Raw genomic sequence first — 18,181 nt, 5'->3', positions numbered from 1 at the left:
AGCCCATGAGGCTCTGCTCGACCGTGCTCGGCACGCCCGACCCGCGTGGGCTCGCGCGGTTCTACCAGCGGCTGCTCGGCTGGCCGATCGTCACCGACGACCCCGAGTGGGCGACGCTGCGCCCAGAGGACGGCTCGGCCGGGCTGTCCTTCCAGCTCGAGACCGACCACGTCGCGCCGACGTGGCCGCAGGGCCCGGGCGACCAGCAGATGCAGCAGCACCTCGACATCGAGGTCGACGACCTGGAGGCGGCGGGCCGGGTCGCCGCCGAGGCGGGTGCGACGCTCGCGGACTTCCAGCCGCAGGAGGACGTCCGGGTCTGGCTCGACCCGGCCGGTCACCCCTTCTGCCTGTTCGTCGGGTGAGCCCAGGCCTGCCGGACCCAGACGGAGCGGTGGAGGACCTGCTCGCCGGCGTCACGCGCTGGGCCGGCACCCGACCGGACGTCGCGGCGGTCGCGCTCGTCGGCTCCCGGGCGCGGGGCACGGCCGGGCCCGGCTCCGACGTCGACCTCGTCCTGCTCGTCGACGACCCCGCCGCCCTTCTCGGCGACGGCACCTGGGTGGCGGCCGTTTTCGGACCGGGTGTGAGCACCGTCCGGGTCCGCGCGTGGGGGCCGCTCACCGAGCGTCGCCTGCGGCGTCCCGACGGCTCGGAGGTCGACGTCGGGGTCACCGCGCCCACCTGGGCGGCCGTACCGCTGGACCCCGGCACAGCCGGCGTCCTCCGCGACGGGGTACGCGTCCTGCACGACCCTCGCGGGCTGCTCGCGCGTGCCACGGCGGATGATGCGACGGGCACCCCGCCCCACCACCCGCAGGAGACCGCATGCACATGAAGCTCGAGCTCGTCCCGCTGCCCGTGTCGGACGTCGACCGGTCGAAGGCGTTCTACGTCGAGCGCCTCGGCTTCCTCGCCGACGTCGACGTCACCCCGGCCGAGGGGGTGCGGGTCGTGCAGCTCACGCCACCGGGGTCCGGCTGCTCGGTCGGCCTCGGCACCGGGCTCGAGGCGTACGGCGGCACGCCGGGGTCCGTGCGCGGACTCCACCTCGTCGTGGAGGACATCGCCGCCGCGCGCCACGCGCTGCTCGCCGCCGGGGTGGAGGTCGGCGAGGTCGTCGACGTCGGGGGCGGGGTCCGCTACGCCGGCTTCGCCGACCCCGACGGCAACGGCTGGACGCTGCAGGAGATGGCGTGGCGCCGCGGCGACGCGTTCTGACCGTCCCCCGTCCCGACCCTCAGCCTGCGAGCGACCGCTCCGCGGCGTCGACCACGTTGGCCAGCAGCATCGCCCGCGTCATGGGGCCCACTCCCCCGGGCATCGGCGCGAGCCAGCCCGCGACGTCGCGCACCGCGGGGTCGACGTCACCGACCAGCCGGGCCCTGCCGGTCGCCTCGTCGACGACACGCGTGACGCCGACGTCGAGCACGGCCGCACCCGGCTTCACCCAGTCCGCGCGGATCGTGCCCGCCGCTCCGGCGGCGGCCACGACGACGTCGGCCCGGCGCACCGCGGCGGCGAGGTCGCGGGTGCGGGTGTGCGTGAGCGTCACGGTTGCGTCGACGCCCCGGCGGGTCAGCAGCAGCCCGATGGGTCGCCCGACCGTCACGCCCCGGCCGACCACGCACACGTCCGCACCGGCGAGCGGCACGTCGTAGCGCGCGAGCAGCTCGACGATGCCGCGCGGCGTGCACGGTAGCGGCGTCGTGATGTCACCGGAGACCTGCAGCACGAGCCGCCCGAGGTTGGTCGGGTGCAGGCCGTCGGCGTCCTTGTCGGGGTCGACGGCCTCGAGCACCGCCTGCTGGTCGACCTGCGCCGGCAGCGGCAGCTGCACGATGAACCCGGTGCACGCCGGGTCGTCGTTGAGCCGTGCGACGGCCGCGAGCACGTCGTCGGTGCTCGCCGAGGCGGGCAGGTCCTCCCGCAGCGACGTGATGCCGACCTCCGCGCAGTCGCGGTGCTTGCCCGCGACGTACGACGCCGAGCCCGGGTCGTCGCCGACGAGCACGGTTCCGAGGCCCGGCACCACCCCCTGCGCCGCGAGCGCGGCGACGCGGGAGGTGAGCTCGGAGCGGATCGCCGCCGCGGTGGCCTTGCCGTCGAGGAGCGTCGCGCTCACGCGCGCGCGAACGGCTGGACGGACGGGTACAGCGGGAAGTCGCGCGTCAGCACGTCGACGCGCTCGCGCAGCGCGCGGACGTCGCTCGCGGGGTCGAACGCGCCCGCGACGATGTCGGCGACCTCGGTGAACTCCACGTCGCCGAAGCCGCGGGTGGCGAGCGCGGGCGTCCCGAGCCGGACGCCGCTGGTCACCATGGGCGGGCGCGGGTCGAACGGGACGGCGTTGCGGTTGGCGGTGATGCCGGCCTCGTGGAGCCGGTCCTCGGCCTGCTTGCCGTCGAGCTCGCTCGCGCGGAGGTCGGCGAGGACGAGGTGGACGTCGGTGCCGCCCGTCACGACGTCGACGCCGGTCGCGCGAGCGTCCTCGCGCAGCAGCCGCTCGGCGAGCAGCGACGCGCCGCGCAGGGTGCGCTCCTGCTTCTCCCGGAACCCCTCGGTCATGGCGAGCTTGAAGGCGACGGCCTTGGCCGCGATGACGTGCATGAGCGGGCCGCCCTGCTGGCCGGGGAAGACCCCGGAGTCGATCTTCTTCGCGAGGTCCGCCGTCGACAGGATGAGCCCGGCGCGCGGGCCGGTCAGCGTCTTGTGCGTCGTGGTCGTGACGACGTGGGCGTGCGGCACCGGCGAGGGGTGCAGCCCGGCGGCGACGAGGCCCGCGAAGTGCGCCATGTCGACGAGCAGGTACGCGCCGACCTCGTCGGCGATGGCGCGGAACGCCGCGAAGTCGAGCCGGCGGGGGTAGGCGGACCAGCCCGCGATGATCATCTTGGGACGGCGCTCGAGCGCGGTCGCGCGGACGGCGTCCATGTCGATGCGGTGGGTCTGCTCGCTCACGCCGTACGTCGCGACGTCGTACAGGCGGCCGGAGAAGTTGAGCCGCATGCCGTGCGTGAGGTGGCCGCCGTGGGCGAGGTCGAGGCCGAGGATGGTGTCGCCGGGCTCGAGGAGCTTCTGCATGACGGACGCGTTGGCGCTCGCGCCCGAGTGCGGCTGCACGTTCGCGTGCTCGGCGCCGAACAGCTCCTTGGCGCGGGAGCGCGCGAGCTCCTCGGCGACGTCGACCTGCTCGCAGCCGCCGTAGTACCGCTTGCCCGGGTAGCCCTCGGCGTACTTGTTCGTCAGCACGCTGCCCTGCGCCTCCAGGACGGCCCGCGGCGCGAAGTTCTCGCTCGCGATCATCTCGAGCGTGCCGCGCTGGCGGTCGGCCTCGCCGTCGAGGACGGCCGCGATCTCGGGGTCGACCTGCCACAGGGGCAGGTCGGTGGGGTCGTCGTCGCGGGTGCGGACGGCAGCGGGCGGCGTGTGGGTCTGGGTCATCGCGTGCTCCAGGTCAGGTCGTGCCCCGGGCCCAGGCGAACGACCCAGCAGCGTGCCTACCGCTCCCCGGGGGTGGCCCCCTCAACGCCAGTCGCGGTGGACGCGAGCGTAGCAACCGCACGCGCCTGCGTAGGCTGCGCGCTCGTGAGTCCAGAGGCGAGGCAGGAGCCGCACTACGTCCTGCGGCTGTCGTGCCCCGACCGGCCGGGCATCGTCCACGCCGTCACGGGCGCGCTGCTGCGCCACCACGCGAACGTCACCGAGTCCCAGCAGTTCGGCGACCCGGACACGCGGCTGTTCTTCCTGCGCGTGCAGTTCACGTGCGACGCCCCGGAGGAGCGGCTGCGCGCGGCGCTGCGCGGCGCGGCGGAGGAGTTCGACCTCGTGTGGCAGCTGCACCGCGTCGACGAGCCCACCCGCACGCTCATCATGGTGAGCCGCGCCGGGCACTGCCTCAACGACCTGCTGTACCGGCAGCGCTCCGGACGCCTTCCCGTCACGCCGGTCGCGGTCGTCGGCAACCACCGCGACCTCGAGCCGCTCGCCGACTTCTACGAGGTGCCGTTCCACCACGTGCCCGTCACCGCGGACACGAAGGCGGCCGCGGAGGAGACGCTGCTCGGCCTCGTCGACACCCTCGACGTCGAGCTCGTCGTGCTCGCCCGCTACATGCAGGTGCTGAGCCCGCGGGTCTGCGAGGTGCTCGCCGGGCGGGCGATCAACATCCACCACTCGTTCCTGCCGAGCTTCGCCGGCGCCCGGCCGTACCACCAGGCGCACACCCGCGGCGTCAAGCTCATCGGCGCGACTGCGCACTACGTGACGGCCGACCTCGACGAGGGCCCGATCATCGAGCAGGACGTCGAGCGGGTCGACCACTCCCACGCCGTCGACGACCTCGTGGGCCTCGGGCAGGACCTGGAGTCCCGTGCGCTCGCCCGTGCGGTCCGCTGGCACGCCGAGCACCGCGTGCTCGTCGACCGGAACCGGACGGTCGTGTTCCGCTAGGCGCCGCACGGCCTCCTCAGGCGCTGCGACCGTCCGCGTCCGCCGACCGGTCGGGCGCCGGCCGGCCCTCCTGCTCCGCGTCCTCCGCCTCCTCGGCGGCCTCGACGTCGTCCTGCGCGTCGGCGTCCCGCTCGCCCTCGGGCCGCGGCTCGAGACCGAGACGGTCGAGCACCTGCGCGGCGATCGCCTCGGGGGTGTCGGAGATGTCGAAGGTGGCGCCGTCCTCGCCGTCGCCCAGGGGCTCGAGCGTGTCGAGCTGGGACCGCAGCATCGACGGCGGCATGAAGTGTTTCCGCGTCTCCATCCGCTCCATGATCAGGTCCGGGTCGCCGACGAGGTGGACGAACCACGTGCCGGGCACGTCCTCGCGCAGCACGTTGCGGTACACCCGCCGCAGCGCCGAGCACGTGACGACGCTCGAGCGGCCCTCGACGTGCTCCACGGCCGTCCAGTCGGCGATGGCCTGCAGCCACGGCGCGCGGTCCTGGTCCGTGAGCGGGGTGCCCGCGCTCATCTTCTCGACGTTGCGACGCGGGTGCAGGGAGTCGCCCTCGAGGAACGTCCAGCCCAGCAAGCGCTCCAGCTCCGCGGCGATGGTCGACTTGCCGGTGCCGGAGACGCCCATCACCACGAGGTGGTGCAGGTCGCCGTCGTGGTCCGCCACGGTCACACCACCACCCACGCGGCGAGGGCGAGCAGGAAGGCGGTCCCGCCGAGCGTGGTCTCCATGACCGTCCACGTCCGCAGCGTCGTCGCCTCGTCCATGCCGAAGAACCGGCTGACGAGCCAGAAGCCGGAGTCGTTGACGTGGGACAGCACCGTGGCGCCGGCCGCGATGGCGGTGACGACCAGCGCGGACTGCACGGCGGAGTAGTCGCCGCCGGCCACCGTCGGGCCGATGAGGCCCGCGGCCGTCGTGAGCGCGACCGTCGCGGACCCGATGGCCACGCGCATGGCCGTCGCGATGACGAACGCGGCGACGATGACGGGCAGCCCGATGTCGGCGAGGGAGTCCTCCAGGGCGCCCCCGATGCCGCTGGCCTCCAGCACGCCGCCGAACATGCCGCCCGCACCGGTGATGAGCACGACGGAGGCGATCGGACCGAGCGCCCCATCGAGCAGGTCCTCGACGTCGCGCCACGAGCGGTCCTGGCGCCGGCCGAGGACCACGACCGCCACCAGCAGGGTGATGAGCAGGGCGATCGGCGTCTGGCCGACGAGCAGGAAGGTGCGGGCGACGATGCCGCCGGGGTCGATGACCTCGGTCGAGCCCAGCGTGTCGGTAACCGTGTTCAGGCCGATGAGGACGATCGGCAGCAGGAGCAGCCCGAACACCGTCCCGAAGGCGGGCGCCCCGGCGGGACGCTCCTGACCCGTGGTCTCCGCCTCCCTCTCGGTCTCGGCCTCGACGGTCGCGGTGGACGTCGTCGTGCCGGTCGCCGGCGACGTGCCCGCGGGCCCGGCGGGGGGCAGGTCGACCCGCTCGCCCCCGCCCTCTCCGCCGGGGGGCGGCTTCGGCTGCCCCTGGGAGTCGCGCTGCTCGCCGAGCAGGACGTCGGGCAGGTCGACGAAGATCCGGCGGCCCAGCACCCGCGAGACGAGGTAGACGCCGACGAACCACGACGGGAGCGCGATGAGGAGCCCGACGAGCAGCACCATGCCGATGTCGGCCTCGAGCAGGTTCGCCGCGGCCACCGGGCCGGGGTGCGGCGGGAGGAACGCGTGCGTGGCGGCGAAGGCGCCCGCCGACGGCAGGGCGTAGAACAGCAGCGACCCGCCGAAGCGCCGCGCGACCGTCAGGACGATCGGCAGGAACACCACGAGGCCCGCGTCGAAGAAGATCGGCAGGCCGAAGACGAGCGACGCGACACCGAGCGCCAGCGGCGCCCGCTTCTCGCCGAACCTGCTCACGAGCACGTCGGCGAGCACCTGGGCCCCGCCGGTCACCTCGAGCAGCCGGCCGAGCATGACGCCGAAGCCGACGAGCAGGGCGACCTCGGCGAGGGTCCCGCCGAACCCGTCGAGCAGCACGTCGGGGATGTCGCCCGCCGGGATGCCCGCGGCGATGGCCGTGAGGACGCTGACGAGGACGAGCGCGATGAACGCGTGCAGCTTGAGGCGGATGACGAGCACGAGTAGCACCGCGACGGCGACCGCGGCGATCAGCAGCAGCACCGGTGCCGACCAGGCAGGTTCCATGGTCCGTCACCATGGTCCTGCACCCGGACCGGGGCAACTCGGGCCGAACGGGCACGGACGCACGACGGCCGGGAGCGGTCACCCGCCCCCGGCCGTCACGACGCCGTGTCGCTCAGCCCAGCTTGGCCTGCAGGTTCTCGTCGAGGGCGCCGAGGAACTCCTCGGTCGACAGGAACGGCGTGTCCTTGCCGACGAGCAGGGCGAGGTCCTTCGTCATCTGCCCGCGCTCGACGGACTCCACGACGACCTGCTCGAGGGTCTCGGCGAAGCCGACCACCTCGGGCGTGCTGTCGAGGCGGCCACGGTGGGCGAGGCCCCGGGTCCATGCGAAGATCGAGGCGATCGGGTTCGTCGAGGTCGGCTTGCCCTGCTGGTGCTGGCGGTAGTGCCGCGTGACGGTGCCGTGGGCCGCCTCGGCCTCCATCGTCCGGCCGTCCGGGGTCATGAGGACGCTCGTCATGAGGCCGAGCGAGCCGAAGCCCTGCGCGACGGTGTCGGACTGGACGTCGCCGTCGTAGTTCTTGCAGGCCCACACGTAGCCGCCCTCCCACTTCATGGCCGCGGCGACCATGTCGTCGATGAGGCGGTGCTCGTACGTGAGCCCGGCGGCGTCGAAGTCGGCCTTGAACTCGCGCTCGAAGACGTCGGCGAAGATGTCCTTGAAGGCACCGTCGTACGCCTTGAGGATGGTGTTCTTCGTCGACATGTACACGGGGTAGCCGCGGTTGAGGCCGTAGGCGAAGGACGCCCGCGCGAAGTCCTCGATCGACTTGTTGAAGTTGTACATCGCCATGGCCACGCCCCCGTCCTCGGGGTACTGCACGACCTGGTGCTCGATCGGCTCGCCGCCGTCGGCCGGGGTGAACGTCACCGTCAGCGTGCCCGGGCCGGGGACCTTGAAGTTCGTCGCCTTGTACTGGTCGCCGTGGGCGTGACGGCCGATGATGATCGGCTTCGTCCAGCCGGGCACGAGCCGGGGGATGTTGCTGATGATGATGGGCTCGCGGAAGACGACGCCCCCGAGGATGTTGCGGATCGTGCCGTTGGGCGACACCCACATCTTCTTGAGGCCGAACTCCTCGACGCGGGCCTCGTCGGGGGTGATCGTCGCGCACTTCACCCCGACGCCGTGCTCCTGGATGGCGCGGGCCGCGTCGACGGTCACCTGGTCGTCGGTCGCGTCGCGGTTCTCGATGCCGAGGTCGTAGTAGCGCAGGTCGACGTCGAGGTAGGGGTGGATGAGGCGGTCCTTGATGAACTGCCAGATGATCCGCGTCATCTCGTCGCCGTCGAGCTCGACGACCGGGCCCTCTACCGTGATCTTCGCCATGCGACCTGCATCTCCTCGTCGGGGGTGGGAACCGCCGCGAGCCTAGTCGCAGTGCCGCAGACCACAGCACGGTGGCGAGCCACCGCCCGAGCGGCGTCGCTATCGTCGGGCGACGTGCCCGTCCGGTCCACCGTCGAACAGGAGTGCCCGTGAGCCCCGCCCAGTCCCCCGTCACCGTCGCCGTCACCGGGGCCGCCGGCCAGATCGGCTACAGCCTGCTGTTCCGCATCGCCAGCGGCGCGATGCTCGGCCCCGACACCCCCGTCCGCCTGCGGCTGCTGGAGATCACGCCGGCGCTCGGCGCCGCGCAGGGCGTCGCCATGGAGCTCGACGACTGCGCGTTCCCCCTGCTGGCGGGCATCGACATCTCCGACGACCCGAACGAGGCCTTCGCGGGCGCGAACGTCGCCCTGCTCGTCGGCTCGCGGCCGCGCACCAAGGGCATGGAGCGCGGCGACCTGCTCGAGGCCAACGGCGCGATCTTCACCGGCCAGGGCAGGGCCATCAACGACCACGCCGCCGACGACGTCAAGGTGCTCGTGGTCGGCAACCCTGCGAACACCAACGCCCTCATCGCGATGAACAACGCGCCCGACGTGCCGCGGGAGCGCTTCACCGCCATGACGCGCCTGGACCACAACCGCGCCCTCGCTCAGCTGTCGGCCAAGGTCGGCGCGCCCGTCACCGACATCCGCCACATGACGATCTGGGGCAACCACTCCGCCACCCAGTACCCCGACCTGTTTCGCGCCGAGGTCGGCGGCCGGGTCGCGGCGGAGGTCGTCGACGACCAGCAGTGGTTGGAGTCCGACTTCATCCCGACGGTGCAGAAGCGCGGCGCGGCCATCATCGAGGCGCGCGGGTCCTCCTCCGCGGCCTCGGCCGCCTCGGCCGCGGTCGACCACGTCCGCGACTGGGTGCACGGCACGCCGGCCGACGACTGGGTGTCGATGGCCGTGCCGTCCGACGGCTCCTACGGCGTGCCCGAGGGCCTCATCTCGTCCTTCCCCGTCACGTGCGCGGGCGGCGAGTGGTCGATCGTGCAGGGCCTCGAGCTCGACGAGTTCTCCCGCGGGCGCATCGACGCCTCGGTCGCCGAGCTCAACGAGGAGCGCGACGCCGTGGCGGGCATGGGCCTGCTCGGCTGACCGGCTCCTGCCGCGGCGGTCACCCTCGGGTGACCGCCCGGTAGGTCGTGCACGACCGCCCGGGAGGCGGCTGTCCGCCGAGGTCGGTCGCGCACGACCGTCTCGTGCACGACCGTCTCGCCTACGACCGGGTCGTGCACGAGACGGTCGTGCGTGAGCAGACCTGTGACCGGCGTCCCTGCAGGAGGTCGTGCACGACCGGTCGACCGAGCGCCGGGTCAGTGAGCGAGCGCCGGATCAGTGGGCGAAGTGCCGCACGCCCGTCAGGTAGAGCGTGACGCCGGCCTCGCGCGCGGCGGCGACGACCTCCTCGTCGCGCACCGACCCGCCGGGCTGCACGACGGCGCGCACACCCGCGTCCAGCAGCACCTGCAGGCCGTCGGCGAAGGGGAAGAAGGCGTCGGAGGCGGCGACCGCACCGCGGGCCCGCTCCTCCCCCGCCCGCGCGACGGCGAGGCGGCAGGAGTCGACGCGGTTGACCTGTCCCATGCCGACGCCGACGGACGCGCCGTCGTGGGCGAGCAGGATCGCGTTGGACCTCACGGCCCGTACGGCGCGCCACGCGAAGGCGAGGTCCGCCAGCGTCGCCTCGTCGGCGGCCTCGCCGGCGGCGAGGGTCCACGCGGCGGGGTCGTCGCCGCCCGTCGGCCGGCCGTCGTCGCCCGCGGGCAGCGCGGCGTCGACGTCGTCGCGCTGCTGCAGCAGCACCCCGCCGCTCACCGGCCGCAGCTCGATCGCGCCCCGGGCGGGCGGGGCCGCCACGAGCAGCCGCACGTTCTTCTTGCGCGTCAGCACCTCGAGCGCGTCGTCGTCGAAGCCGGGCGCGAGCACGACCTCGGTGAAGACGTCGGCGAGCTGCTCCGCCATCGCGCGCGTCACCGGCCGGTTCGCCGCGACGACGCCGCCGAACGCCGACACCGGGTCGCACGCGTGCGCCTTGGCGTGCGCGTCGGCGACGTCGTCGCCGACCGCGATGCCGCACGGGTTCGCGTGCTTGATGATCGCGACGGCCGGCTCGGTGTGGTCGTGGGCGGCGCGCCACGCGGCGTCCGCGTCGACGTAGTTGTTGAACGACATCGCCTTGCCGTGCAGCTGCTCGGCGGTCGCGAGCCCGGCCGGCGCACCGTCGCGCCCCGACACGTACAGCGCCGCCCGCTGGTGCGGGTTCTCGCCGTAGCGGAGCACGTCGGCGCGCTCCCACGTCGCGCCGAGCCAGGTCGGGAACCCGTCGCCGTCCGGGTCGGGGGCGAGCACGTTGCCCATCCACGACGCGACCGCGACGTCGTAGGAGGCGGTGTGGACGAAGGCCTCGGCCGCGAGCCGCGCGCGCTGGGCGAGCGTGAAGCCGCCCGCGGCGACGGCGGCGAGCGTGTCGCCGTAGCGCGCGGGGTCGGTCACGACCGCGACGCTCGGGTGGTTCTTCGCCGCGGCGCGCACCATCGACGGGCCGCCGATGTCGATCTGCTCGACGCACTCGTCGGGCGCGGCCCCCGAGGCGACGGTCTCGGTGAACGGGTAGAGGTTGACGACGACCAGCTCGAACGGCTCGACGCCGAGCTCGGCGAGCTGGGCGCGGTGGGAGTCCAGCCGCAGGTCGGCGAGCAGCCCGGCGTGCACGCGCGGGTGCAGCGTCTTGACGCGGCCGTCGAGGCACTCGGGGAAGCCGGTGAGCTCCTCGACGGGGGTGACGGGCACCCCGGCGGCCGCGATACGCCCGGCGGTCGACCCGGTCGACACGATCTCGACGCCGGCGTCCGCGAGCCCACGGGCGAGGTCCTCCAGACCGGTCTTGTCGTAGACGCTCACGAGCGCGCGCCGCACGGGGCGCCGGGACGAGGCGCCGGCCTGGTCGGGGGTGGACGCGTCGGGCGCGGTCGTCTCGCTCACAGGGGGCGAGGCTAGCGAGCGGGCGTCGCCGCCGGCGCCGAGGTCCGCCCCGGCGCGGGACGCCACCGGGTGCGCCGCCCCTCGACGACCACCCCGCCCGTCACGAGGCCGGCGAGGACGTCGACGAGCAGGTCGCGCTCGACGACCTTGATGCGCTCGTGCAGCGTCGCCTCGTCGTCGTCGTCGAGCACCGGCACGGCCGCCTGGGCGAGCACCGGACCCGTGTCCGTCCCCTCGTCCACGAGGTGGACGGTGCATCCCGACACCCGGACGCCGTGGGCGAGGGCGTCGCGCACGGCGTGCGCGCCGGGGAAGGACGGCAGCAGCGCCGGGTGGGTGTTGACGACCCGGTCGGGGAACCCGGCGAGCACCGCCGGACCGAGGATCCGCATGAAGCCCGCGCTCACCACCCACTCCACGTCGAGGTCCGCCAGGTGGTCCGCGAGCGCCCCGTCCCACGCGGTGCGGTCCGCGAAGTCGCGCGGCCGCACGACCGCGGCGGCGACGCCGGAGCGGGCGGCGAGGTCGAGGGCGGCGCAGTCGCGGTCGGTGACGAGGGCGACGACGTCGGCGGGCAGGCGGCCAGCTCCGGCCGCGGCGACGAGGGCGGAGAAGAGGCTGCCGGTCCCCGAGGCGAGCACGGCGAGGCGGGGCGCGGGCACCTCGTCAGGCTAGTGGCGCCCGGGTCGCGCCCGTCTGCGACGATCGACCGGTGGCGACGACGAGCGGCCGGACGGTGGCGGGCACCTTCTCCAAGCCGCACGTGCGGCTGCCGCTGGAGATGGGCCTGCTGCTGCTCGGCGCGGAGCTGACGCGCCGCCTGGAGCTGCCGTGGGCGCTGGCGGGGCTGGTGTTCGCGGCGCTGGCCCTCGTGCAGGGCGTCCGCGCGCTGCGCGCGCTGAAGCGCGCACGCCTCGCGGGCGACGAGGGCGCGGGGCCGTTCGGCACCGCGATGGTGGCGCTCGGCGTCGCGCTGGCGGTCGGGCTGCTCGCCGTGCAGGCGCTGATGCTCGCGTTCTACCCGGTGGTCGGCGAGCACCGGGAGTGCGTGGCCGGAGCGCTCACGAGGACCGCACAGCAGGCGTGCGACGACCGGCTGCAGGAACGGCTGCGCGAGCTCACGGTCGCCCGGCTCGGCGCCTGAGCAGCGGCCGCCCCGACAGCAGGTGCAGGGCGGCGCCGACCGCGAGCCCACCCAGCAGCACCCCGCCGGTCACGCAGGCCGAGACGGCGAGCGGGTCGGCGCCGAGCGGTCCCCACGGCCCGAACGAGCCCCGCGCCACGAGCGCGAGCAGAAGCGCGCCGGTGCCGGCCAGGGCGGCCACCGCCACGGCGTCGGCGACCCGGTCCGCCACGGTCGCGCCGGTGCTGCTCGTGTGCCGATGGGCGTGCCACGCGGCGAGGCCACCGGCGAGGACGAGCACGAGCGGGCCGCCCCACGCCCACAGCGGCGCCGCACCGGCGTCGGGCAGCGCGGCCAGCAGCGGCAGCGCGGGCGCGTCGGTGACCGTCGAGCCCTGCAGGTCGATCCGGCCCTCCCCCAGCACCACCCCGGGACCCGCGAGCAGCGCGGCGCCCCACACCACGAGCAGCGGCAGCAGGAGCACCTGCAGCACGACGAGGACGGCGCCGCCGAGCGGGCCCGGGGCGAGCCGGCCGGTGACGTCCACCGCCTGGCTGACGTCGAGGACGAGCCCGGTGGTGACGAGCAGCGCGCCCGCCGTGAGCCACACCGTGAGGGCGACGGCCGCGCCCGGCAGGACCCGCTGCAGCTGGGAGCGGACGACGCGGGGCAGCGAGTCGACGACAGCCGGGCCGTGGACGTCGGCCGCCCCGACGAGGGCACCGGCCCCGCTGACGGCGGCCGCGCCGAGCGCGCACGCGGCGGGCACCGGGTCGGCGTCGGCGAGCCCGGCGGTCGTGGCCAGCAGCCACGCCGCACCGCCGTGCACAGCGGCGACGAGCCCGACGAGCAGCAGCGAGGGCAGGGGCCACGTGCGCTCGGCCAGCCGTCGTCCGACCTGCGCCGCCAGCAGACCCGCGAGCAGGACGAGACCGAGGACCGGCAGCGACACGACGCCGACGACCGGGACGAGGGGGTCCGCGGGCGACGTCGACGCCGCGACCTCGCCGTGGACCTCGAGCCGGCCCGCGTGGGCGAGCAGCCACGCGAGCGCACCGACCCGGAGGGTGTCGACCCAGCCGGTGCCTGCCTGCGGCTCCCCCGCCCACCCCAGCGCGACGAGCGCGACGCACACGACGACGCCGAGCGCGACGGCACCGAGTGACTGCGAGAGCGCGGCCCGGACGTCGGCGAACAGCCCCGGCTGCGGCACACGGGTCGCGCCCGAGCCGCCGCCGCCTGCGGCCGCAGCGGGGGACGCGGGACGGGCGCCGGCGGTTCGCGACGTGCCGGGTCGCACGCCGGGGCGTCCGGCCGGTCGTCCGACGGGCCGGGCGGGCGAACGGGTGCTGCTCACCGGCCCATGGTGCTGCGAGGCCCCGGTCCGGTGGTCGACCGACACGCGTCGGCGACCGACCGGGCCGGGGCCCGTGGTGCGCAGGCCGTCAGAGGGCCTCGACGACCTCCCGCATGAGCCGCGCGGTCTCGCTCGGGGTGCGCCCGACGCGGACGCCGACGGCCTCCAGCGCCTCGGCCTTGGCGGCCGCGGTGCCGGCGGAGCCGGACACGATCGCGCCGGCGTGGCCCATCGTCTTGCCCTCGGGCGCGGTGAACCCCGCGACGTAGCCGACGACGGGCTTCGTGACGTGGTCCTTGATGTAGGCCGCGGCCCGCTCCTCGGCGTCGCCGCCGATCTCGCCGATCATGACGATCGCCTTGGTGGCGGGGTCGTTCTCGAACGCCTCGAGGCAGTCGATGTGCGTGGTGCCGATGACGGGGTCGCCGCCGATGCCGACGCACGTGGTGAAGCCGAGGTCCCGCAGCTCGTACATCATCTGGTAGGTCAGGGTGCCGGACTTCGACACGAGGCCGATGCTCCCCGCGGTCGTGATGTCGGCGGGGATGATGCCGGCGTTGGACTGCCCGGGGCTGATGAGGCCGGGGCAGTTCGGCCCGATGATCCGGGTGGTGCCGGTCTGCTGGGCGCGGGTGAAGAACTCCGCGGTGTCCTTGACGGGCACGCCCTCGGTGATGACGACGGCGAGGGGGATGCCCGCCTCGATCGCCTCGAGCGCCGCGCCCTTCGTGAACTTCGCCGGGACGAAGATGACGGTGGTGTCGGCGCCGGTGGCGGCCATCGCGTCGGCGACGGAGTCGAAGACGGGCACCTGCACCGCCCCGCCGTCGGGGCCGGTGAAGTCGACGGACTGCCCGCCCTTGCCGGGCGTCACGCCCCCGACGACGGCGGTGCCGGAGGTGAGCATGCGCTGGGTGTGCTTGCGCCCCTCGCTGCCGGTCATGCCCTGGACGATGACCTTGCTCTGGTCGGTCAGGAAGATCGCCATGGTGTGCTCGGGTGCCCTCTCAGCTCGCTGCCAGCTGGGCGGCGCGGTCGGCCGCGCCGTCCATCGTGTCCACCTGCTCGACGCCGGCGAGACCGGCCTCGGTGAGGATGCGCCGGCCCTCCTCGGCGTTGTTGCCGTCGAGGCGGACCACGAGCGGCACGGAGACGTCCTCGCCGCGCGAGCCGAGCAGCTCGAAGGCGCTCACGATGCCGTTGGCGACCGCGTCGCAGGCGGTGATGCCGCCGAAGACGTTGACGAAGACGCTCCTCACCTGCGGGTCGGAGATGATGATCTCCAGGCCGTTGGCCATGACCTCCGCGGACGCGCCGCCGCCGATGTCGAGGAAGTTCGCGGGCTTGGCGCCGCCGTGGCGCTCGCCGGCCTGCGCGACGACGTCGAGGGTGCTCATGACGAGGCCCGCGCCGTTGCCGATGATGCCGACGGAGCCGTCGAGCTTGACGTAGTTGAGGTCCTTCTCCTTGGCCGCCTGCTCGAGCGGGTCGACGGCGGAGGAGTCGACGAGGTCGGCGTGGGCCGGGTGGCGGAAGCCGGCGTTCTCGTCGAGCGTCACCTTGCCGTCGAGGGCGACGACGCGGCCGTCGCCGGTGGCGACGAGCGGGTTGACCTCGACGAGCGTCGCGTCCTCCTCGACGAAGACCGTCCACAGCTGCTGCAGGACGTCGGCGACCTGCTCGGCGCGCTCGCCGGTGAACCCGGCGGCCGCCGCGATCTCGGCCGCCTTGTCCGCGTCGACGCCCGCGATCGCGTCGACGGGGACGCGCGCGAGCGCCTCGGGCCGCTCGACGGCGAGGGTCTCGATCTCGACGCCGCCCTCCTTGCTCGCCATGGCGAGGAAGGTGCGGTTGGAGCGGTCGAGGAGGAAGGAGACGTAGTACTCCTCGGCGATGTCCGCACCCGCGGCGACCATCACCCGGTGGACGGTGTGGCCCTTGATGTCCATGCCGAGGATCGCGCGCGCGTGCTCCTCGGCCTCGTCGGCGCTGCGGGCGACCTTGACGCCGCCGGCCTTGCCGCGCCCGCCCGTCTTGACCTGCGCCTTGACGACCGTGACCCCACCCATGCGCTCGGCGGCGGCGCGGGCCTCCTCCGGCGTCGTGGCGACCGCGCCGGCGAGCACGGGCACACCGTGCTGCTCGAACAGGTCGCGTGCCTGGTACTCGTACAGGTCCACGTCAGCGTCACGTCCTCGGGTCGGCAAGCCTGCGGGGGTGGCCGGCGCGGCGGGGCCGCTGCGGCCGGGAGCACCCTATCGCCGGGCTCCGGTCGCCCCGCTCCCGCGCCCCGCTGCTGCGGGAGACGGTCGTCACACGTCGACGGACGGTCCGGGTCGGCGGCGGAGCAGCCGCCACGGCCGGGAGGCGAGCAGGAAGGCGAGGACGCCGAGCGCCAGCGGATACCACGGCACGACGAGGCCGACGCTGAGGGCGTCGCCCGTGCTCGTGGTCTCGACCCGCGAGCTGAGCAGCGTCCCGCTCCCGCCGCCGGCCGCGAGGAGACCGCCGGCGAAGGTGACGGCGAGCACGAGGTGGCCGACGAGGGCCGCCGCCGCGACCACCGTGCCGACGACGAGGCCCCGCTCCCAGTGGAAGCGGCGGCCCTCCTCGACCGCCGCGCGGGCGAGGTCCTGCAGGCTGCCGGTGTCCCGCAGCGCCTCCCGGACGTCCGTCCCGGCGTCGTGGGCGGCACGGAGGTTGGCCCGCAGCTCGTGGCGCATGGCCCGGCTCGTCGCGGAGCGGACGCCGTACCACTCCAGCCACCACTCGAGGCGGAGGACGGCCACGCCCACGAGCAGGCGCTCGCGCGGTCCCCAGGCGGCTCCGCCCGTCCGGTCGTGGGCCGGCCTGCCGGCTGCGGCGCCACCCCGCAGGGGTGGTGCGGTGCGATCCGGTCTGCTCATGCGGTCCTCCCGGTCGGGGCGGTGGTGGCGTGGGGGCGCGGCGCCAGGGCGGGCGCGTCGACCGTCGCGACGACGGCCGTCACCGCCCGCCACGAGCGCCGGAGCCGGTCGAGCTCGGCGAGCCCGGCCGGGGAGACGCGGTAGTAGCGCCGAGCCGGCCCGCGACCCTGCGGCACCAGACGGGCCTCGAGGAGCTGCCGACTCTCGAGACGGGCGAGCGCCGGGTAGACGGAGCCCTCTCCTGCACCGTCCAGGCCGGCGGCCCGGAGGCGCTGGACGACCGCGTAGCCGTAGTCCTCCTCCTCGGCCAGCAGCGAGAGCAGCAGGAGGGTCAGCGCGCCCTTCAGCATCTGCGGCTCCGGCGGCTCCATGTCGAGGAGGTTATGCCTAGTACTTGGCTATGACAAGTACTAGGTGATGCCGGTCGATGGCCTGCGGCGCCGTCGTCCGCGCCGTTCCCGGGGCAGCCGAGGACGGTTAGTCTCAGGACGTGGACGACGTGGCGACGACGGCACGGGGCAGCGGGACCGAGGACGGCGAGCGCGAGGCGCCCCCGCGCGTGGTCATCGCCAAACCGGGGCTCGACGGGCACGACCGCGGGGCCAAGGTCGTCGCCCGCGCGCTGCGGGACGCGGGCGTCGAGGTCGTCTACACGGGCCTGCACCAGACGCCCGAGCAGGTCGTCGCGGCCGTCGTGCAGGAGGACGCGGACGCGGTCGGCCTCTCGATCCTGTCCGGGGCGCACATGACGCTGTTCCCGCGCGTCGTCGAGCTGCTGCGCGAGCAGGGCGCCGACGACGTCGTCGTGTTCGGGGGCGGGATCATCCCCGACGAGGACATCCCGCTGCTGCAGGAGAAGGGCGTCGCGATGGTGTTCACGCCCGGGACGCCGATGGCGACGATCGTGGAGTGGGTGAGGGAGAACGTCTGAGCGCCCGGACGACGCCCCGCGCCCCGGCGTGTGGGCGGGCGGCCACCTGCCCCGGCGGACCCACCGCGGCCTCGGTGCCGCGCTGGAGGTCGTGTGGAACGGCGCCCACGCCCTCACGTGGCCCGTGCAGGTGCCGCTGCGCCTGCTCGGCAGCAGCGGCTCCGCGCTGAGCCTCGCCGACCCGGCGCCGGACGGCGAGCACCCCCTCGTCGTCCCGCGGCAGGGCGCGGGCGACACCGAGCCGGACCGGCCGGTCGTCCTCGTCCACGGCATCGGCGACAACCCGTCGCTGTTCCCGGCGGTGCGCGCCGAGCTCGCCCGCCGCGGGCACGACCACGTGGTGGCGGTGGACTACTCCCCCGAGCGCGACGACGTGCGAGCGGTCGCGGCGGACCTCGGCCGCCACGTCGAGGCGCTCGCGGGCTCCCGGGGCGTCGACGTGGTCGCGCACTCCCTCGGTGGGCTCATCGCCCGCTACTACGTGCAGCGTCTCGGCGGGCACGAGCACGTGCGCACGCTCGCGACCGCCGGCACCCCGCACCACGGCACGCGGACGGCGCACCTGCTGCCGACGCGGCTCGGCCGACAGCTGCGGCCGCGCAGCGACCTCTACGCCGAGCTCGACGAGCCGGCACCCGGGGTCCGGACCCGGTTCGTCTGCCTCGCGTCGGGCATCGACCACGTCATCCTGCCGAGGACGTCGTCGCTGCTCGCCCACCCCGACCTGCCGGCCGAGCACACCGTGCTGCCGGACATCGGGCACATGAGCCTCGCGATCCACCCCGCCTCGGTGGGCCTGCTCGCGGACGCCGTCGCCGACGGCGCCTGACGCGCACGTGCCGCGAGTC

General features: G+C 74.6%; 20 protein-coding genes and 1 riboswitch. Of the genes, 8 read left to right on the top strand and 12 right to left on the bottom strand.

Annotated elements, in window-relative coordinates; genetic code table 11:
- Window positions 1–5 precede the first annotated feature (5 nt).
- From WAA21_RS00770 to WAA21_RS00760, 3 genes are read left to right on the top strand one after another with little or no spacing between them, the layout of a single operon-like run.
- Window positions 6–365: a VOC family protein gene (locus WAA21_RS00770; protein ID WP_336920816.1), complete on the top strand. Its 360-nt coding sequence runs from the start codon at window positions 6–8 to the stop codon at window positions 363–365.
- Window positions 362–838, top strand: a complete 477-nt coding sequence (locus tag WAA21_RS00765; protein WP_336920815.1) for a nucleotidyltransferase domain-containing protein — start codon at window positions 362–364, stop codon at window positions 836–838. Before WAA21_RS00770 ends, WAA21_RS00765 begins: the two co-directional genes overlap by 4 nt.
- Window positions 829–1,221: a VOC family protein gene (locus tag WAA21_RS00760; RefSeq protein ID WP_336920814.1), complete on the top strand. Its 393-nt coding sequence runs from the start codon at window positions 829–831 to the stop codon at window positions 1,219–1,221. Before WAA21_RS00765 ends, WAA21_RS00760 begins: the two co-directional genes overlap by 10 nt.
- 19 nt (window positions 1,222–1,240) lie before the next feature.
- Here the strand turns inward: WAA21_RS00760 and WAA21_RS00755 are convergent, their stop codons facing one another.
- Complete coding sequence (locus tag WAA21_RS00755; protein WP_336920813.1) at window positions 1,241–2,125, bottom strand: bifunctional methylenetetrahydrofolate dehydrogenase/methenyltetrahydrofolate cyclohydrolase; 885 nt, start codon at window positions 2,123–2,125, stop codon at window positions 1,241–1,243.
- Entirely contained in the window at window positions 2,122–3,444 is a 1,323-nt protein-coding gene (glyA, locus tag WAA21_RS00750; protein WP_336920812.1) for a serine hydroxymethyltransferase, read from the bottom strand. Before glyA ends, WAA21_RS00755 begins: the two co-directional genes overlap by 4 nt.
- Window positions 3,445–3,466: 22 nt before the next feature.
- A riboswitch (ZMP/ZTP riboswitch) is annotated at window positions 3,467–3,549 on the bottom strand.
- A gap of 39 nt (window positions 3,550–3,588) precedes the next feature.
- On the opposite strand from glyA, the gene purU reads away from it, so the two are divergent.
- Window positions 3,589–4,452, top strand: a complete 864-nt coding sequence (purU, locus tag WAA21_RS00745; RefSeq protein WP_336920811.1) for a formyltetrahydrofolate deformylase — start codon at window positions 3,589–3,591, stop codon at window positions 4,450–4,452.
- Window positions 4,453–4,468: 16 nt separating this feature from the next.
- On the opposite strand, the gene WAA21_RS00740 is transcribed toward purU, so the two are convergent.
- The 3 genes from WAA21_RS00740 to WAA21_RS00730 form a co-directional block, all read right to left on the bottom strand.
- On the bottom strand, window positions 4,469–5,122 hold the full coding sequence (locus WAA21_RS00740; protein WP_336920810.1) for a gluconokinase: 654 nt from the start codon (window positions 5,120–5,122) through the stop codon (window positions 4,469–4,471).
- Window positions 5,119–6,651 carry a GntP family permease gene (locus WAA21_RS00735; RefSeq protein WP_336920809.1) on the bottom strand — a complete coding sequence of 511 codons (1,533 nt, stop codon included), beginning with the start codon at window positions 6,649–6,651 and terminating at the stop codon, window positions 5,119–5,121. Before WAA21_RS00735 ends, WAA21_RS00740 begins: the two co-directional genes overlap by 4 nt.
- Window positions 6,652–6,763: 112 nt before the next feature.
- Window positions 6,764–7,981 carry an NADP-dependent isocitrate dehydrogenase gene (locus tag WAA21_RS00730; RefSeq protein ID WP_336920808.1) on the bottom strand — a complete coding sequence of 406 codons (1,218 nt, stop codon included), beginning with the start codon at window positions 7,979–7,981 and terminating at the stop codon, window positions 6,764–6,766.
- Between the two features lie 149 nt (window positions 7,982–8,130).
- Between WAA21_RS00730 and WAA21_RS00725 the strand changes: the two genes are divergently transcribed.
- Window positions 8,131–9,129 (top strand): malate dehydrogenase, encoded by a 999-nt coding sequence (locus WAA21_RS00725; protein WP_336920807.1) that lies wholly within the window; start codon window positions 8,131–8,133, stop codon window positions 9,127–9,129.
- A 237-nt stretch (window positions 9,130–9,366) separates the two neighbouring features.
- On the opposite strand, the gene purH is transcribed toward WAA21_RS00725, so the two are convergent.
- Both purH and purN read right to left on the bottom strand, forming a co-directional pair.
- Window positions 9,367–11,016 carry a bifunctional phosphoribosylaminoimidazolecarboxamide formyltransferase/IMP cyclohydrolase gene (purH, locus tag WAA21_RS00720; RefSeq protein ID WP_336920806.1) on the bottom strand — a complete coding sequence of 550 codons (1,650 nt, stop codon included), beginning with the start codon at window positions 11,014–11,016 and terminating at the stop codon, window positions 9,367–9,369.
- An 11-nt stretch (window positions 11,017–11,027) separates the two neighbouring features.
- A complete protein-coding gene (gene purN, locus WAA21_RS00715; protein WP_336920805.1) occupies window positions 11,028–11,678 on the bottom strand; it encodes a phosphoribosylglycinamide formyltransferase in 651 nt (216 codons plus the stop codon).
- 50 nt (window positions 11,679–11,728) lie between these two features.
- Here purN and WAA21_RS00710 point away from each other — a divergent pair, with 50 nt between their 5' ends.
- Window positions 11,729–12,160, top strand: a complete 432-nt coding sequence (locus tag WAA21_RS00710) for a hypothetical protein (protein ID WP_336920804.1) — start codon at window positions 11,729–11,731, stop codon at window positions 12,158–12,160.
- Here the strand turns inward: WAA21_RS00710 and WAA21_RS00705 are convergent.
- From WAA21_RS00705 to WAA21_RS00685, 5 genes are all read right to left on the bottom strand, one after another.
- Window positions 12,135–13,496 (bottom strand): cell division protein PerM, encoded by a 1,362-nt coding sequence (locus WAA21_RS00705; protein WP_336920803.1) that lies wholly within the window; start codon window positions 13,494–13,496, stop codon window positions 12,135–12,137. The genes WAA21_RS00710 and WAA21_RS00705 overlap by 26 nt on opposite strands.
- An 88-nt stretch (window positions 13,497–13,584) precedes the next feature.
- Window positions 13,585–14,484: a succinate--CoA ligase subunit alpha gene (sucD, locus tag WAA21_RS00700; protein ID WP_336920802.1), complete on the bottom strand. Its 900-nt coding sequence runs from the start codon at window positions 14,482–14,484 to the stop codon at window positions 13,585–13,587.
- Between the two features lie 19 nt (window positions 14,485–14,503).
- The gene (sucC, locus tag WAA21_RS00695) at window positions 14,504–15,676 is read right to left on the bottom strand and encodes an ADP-forming succinate--CoA ligase subunit beta (protein WP_336920801.1); all 1,173 of its coding nucleotides are present in this window, start codon (window positions 15,674–15,676) and stop codon (window positions 14,504–14,506) included.
- Between the two features lie 132 nt (window positions 15,677–15,808).
- On the bottom strand, window positions 15,809–16,402 hold the full coding sequence (locus WAA21_RS00690) for a hypothetical protein (protein WP_336920800.1): 594 nt from the start codon (window positions 16,400–16,402) through the stop codon (window positions 15,809–15,811).
- The gene (locus WAA21_RS00685; protein WP_336920799.1) at window positions 16,399–16,773 is read right to left on the bottom strand and encodes a PadR family transcriptional regulator; all 375 of its coding nucleotides are present in this window, start codon (window positions 16,771–16,773) and stop codon (window positions 16,399–16,401) included. The genes WAA21_RS00690 and WAA21_RS00685 overlap by 4 nt, the downstream gene beginning before the upstream one ends.
- Window positions 16,774–16,901: 128 nt before the next feature.
- On the opposite strand from WAA21_RS00685, the gene WAA21_RS00680 reads away from it, so the two are divergent.
- Together WAA21_RS00680 and WAA21_RS00675 are read left to right on the top strand one after the other, a co-directional pair.
- Window positions 16,902–17,333 (top strand): cobalamin B12-binding domain-containing protein, encoded by a 432-nt coding sequence (locus tag WAA21_RS00680; protein WP_336920909.1) that lies wholly within the window; start codon window positions 16,902–16,904, stop codon window positions 17,331–17,333.
- 28 nt (window positions 17,334–17,361) lie between these two features.
- A complete protein-coding gene (locus tag WAA21_RS00675) occupies window positions 17,362–18,162 on the top strand; it encodes an esterase/lipase family protein (RefSeq protein ID WP_336920798.1) in 801 nt (266 codons plus the stop codon).
- The last annotated feature ends 19 nt before the right edge of the window (window positions 18,163–18,181 follow it).

The organism is Aquipuribacter sp. SD81 (assembly GCF_037153975.1).
In the GTDB taxonomy this organism is placed as follows: domain Bacteria; phylum Actinomycetota; class Actinomycetes; order Actinomycetales; family JBBAYJ01; genus Aquipuribacter.
This window is presented reverse-complemented; position numbering and strand designations above follow the sequence as displayed.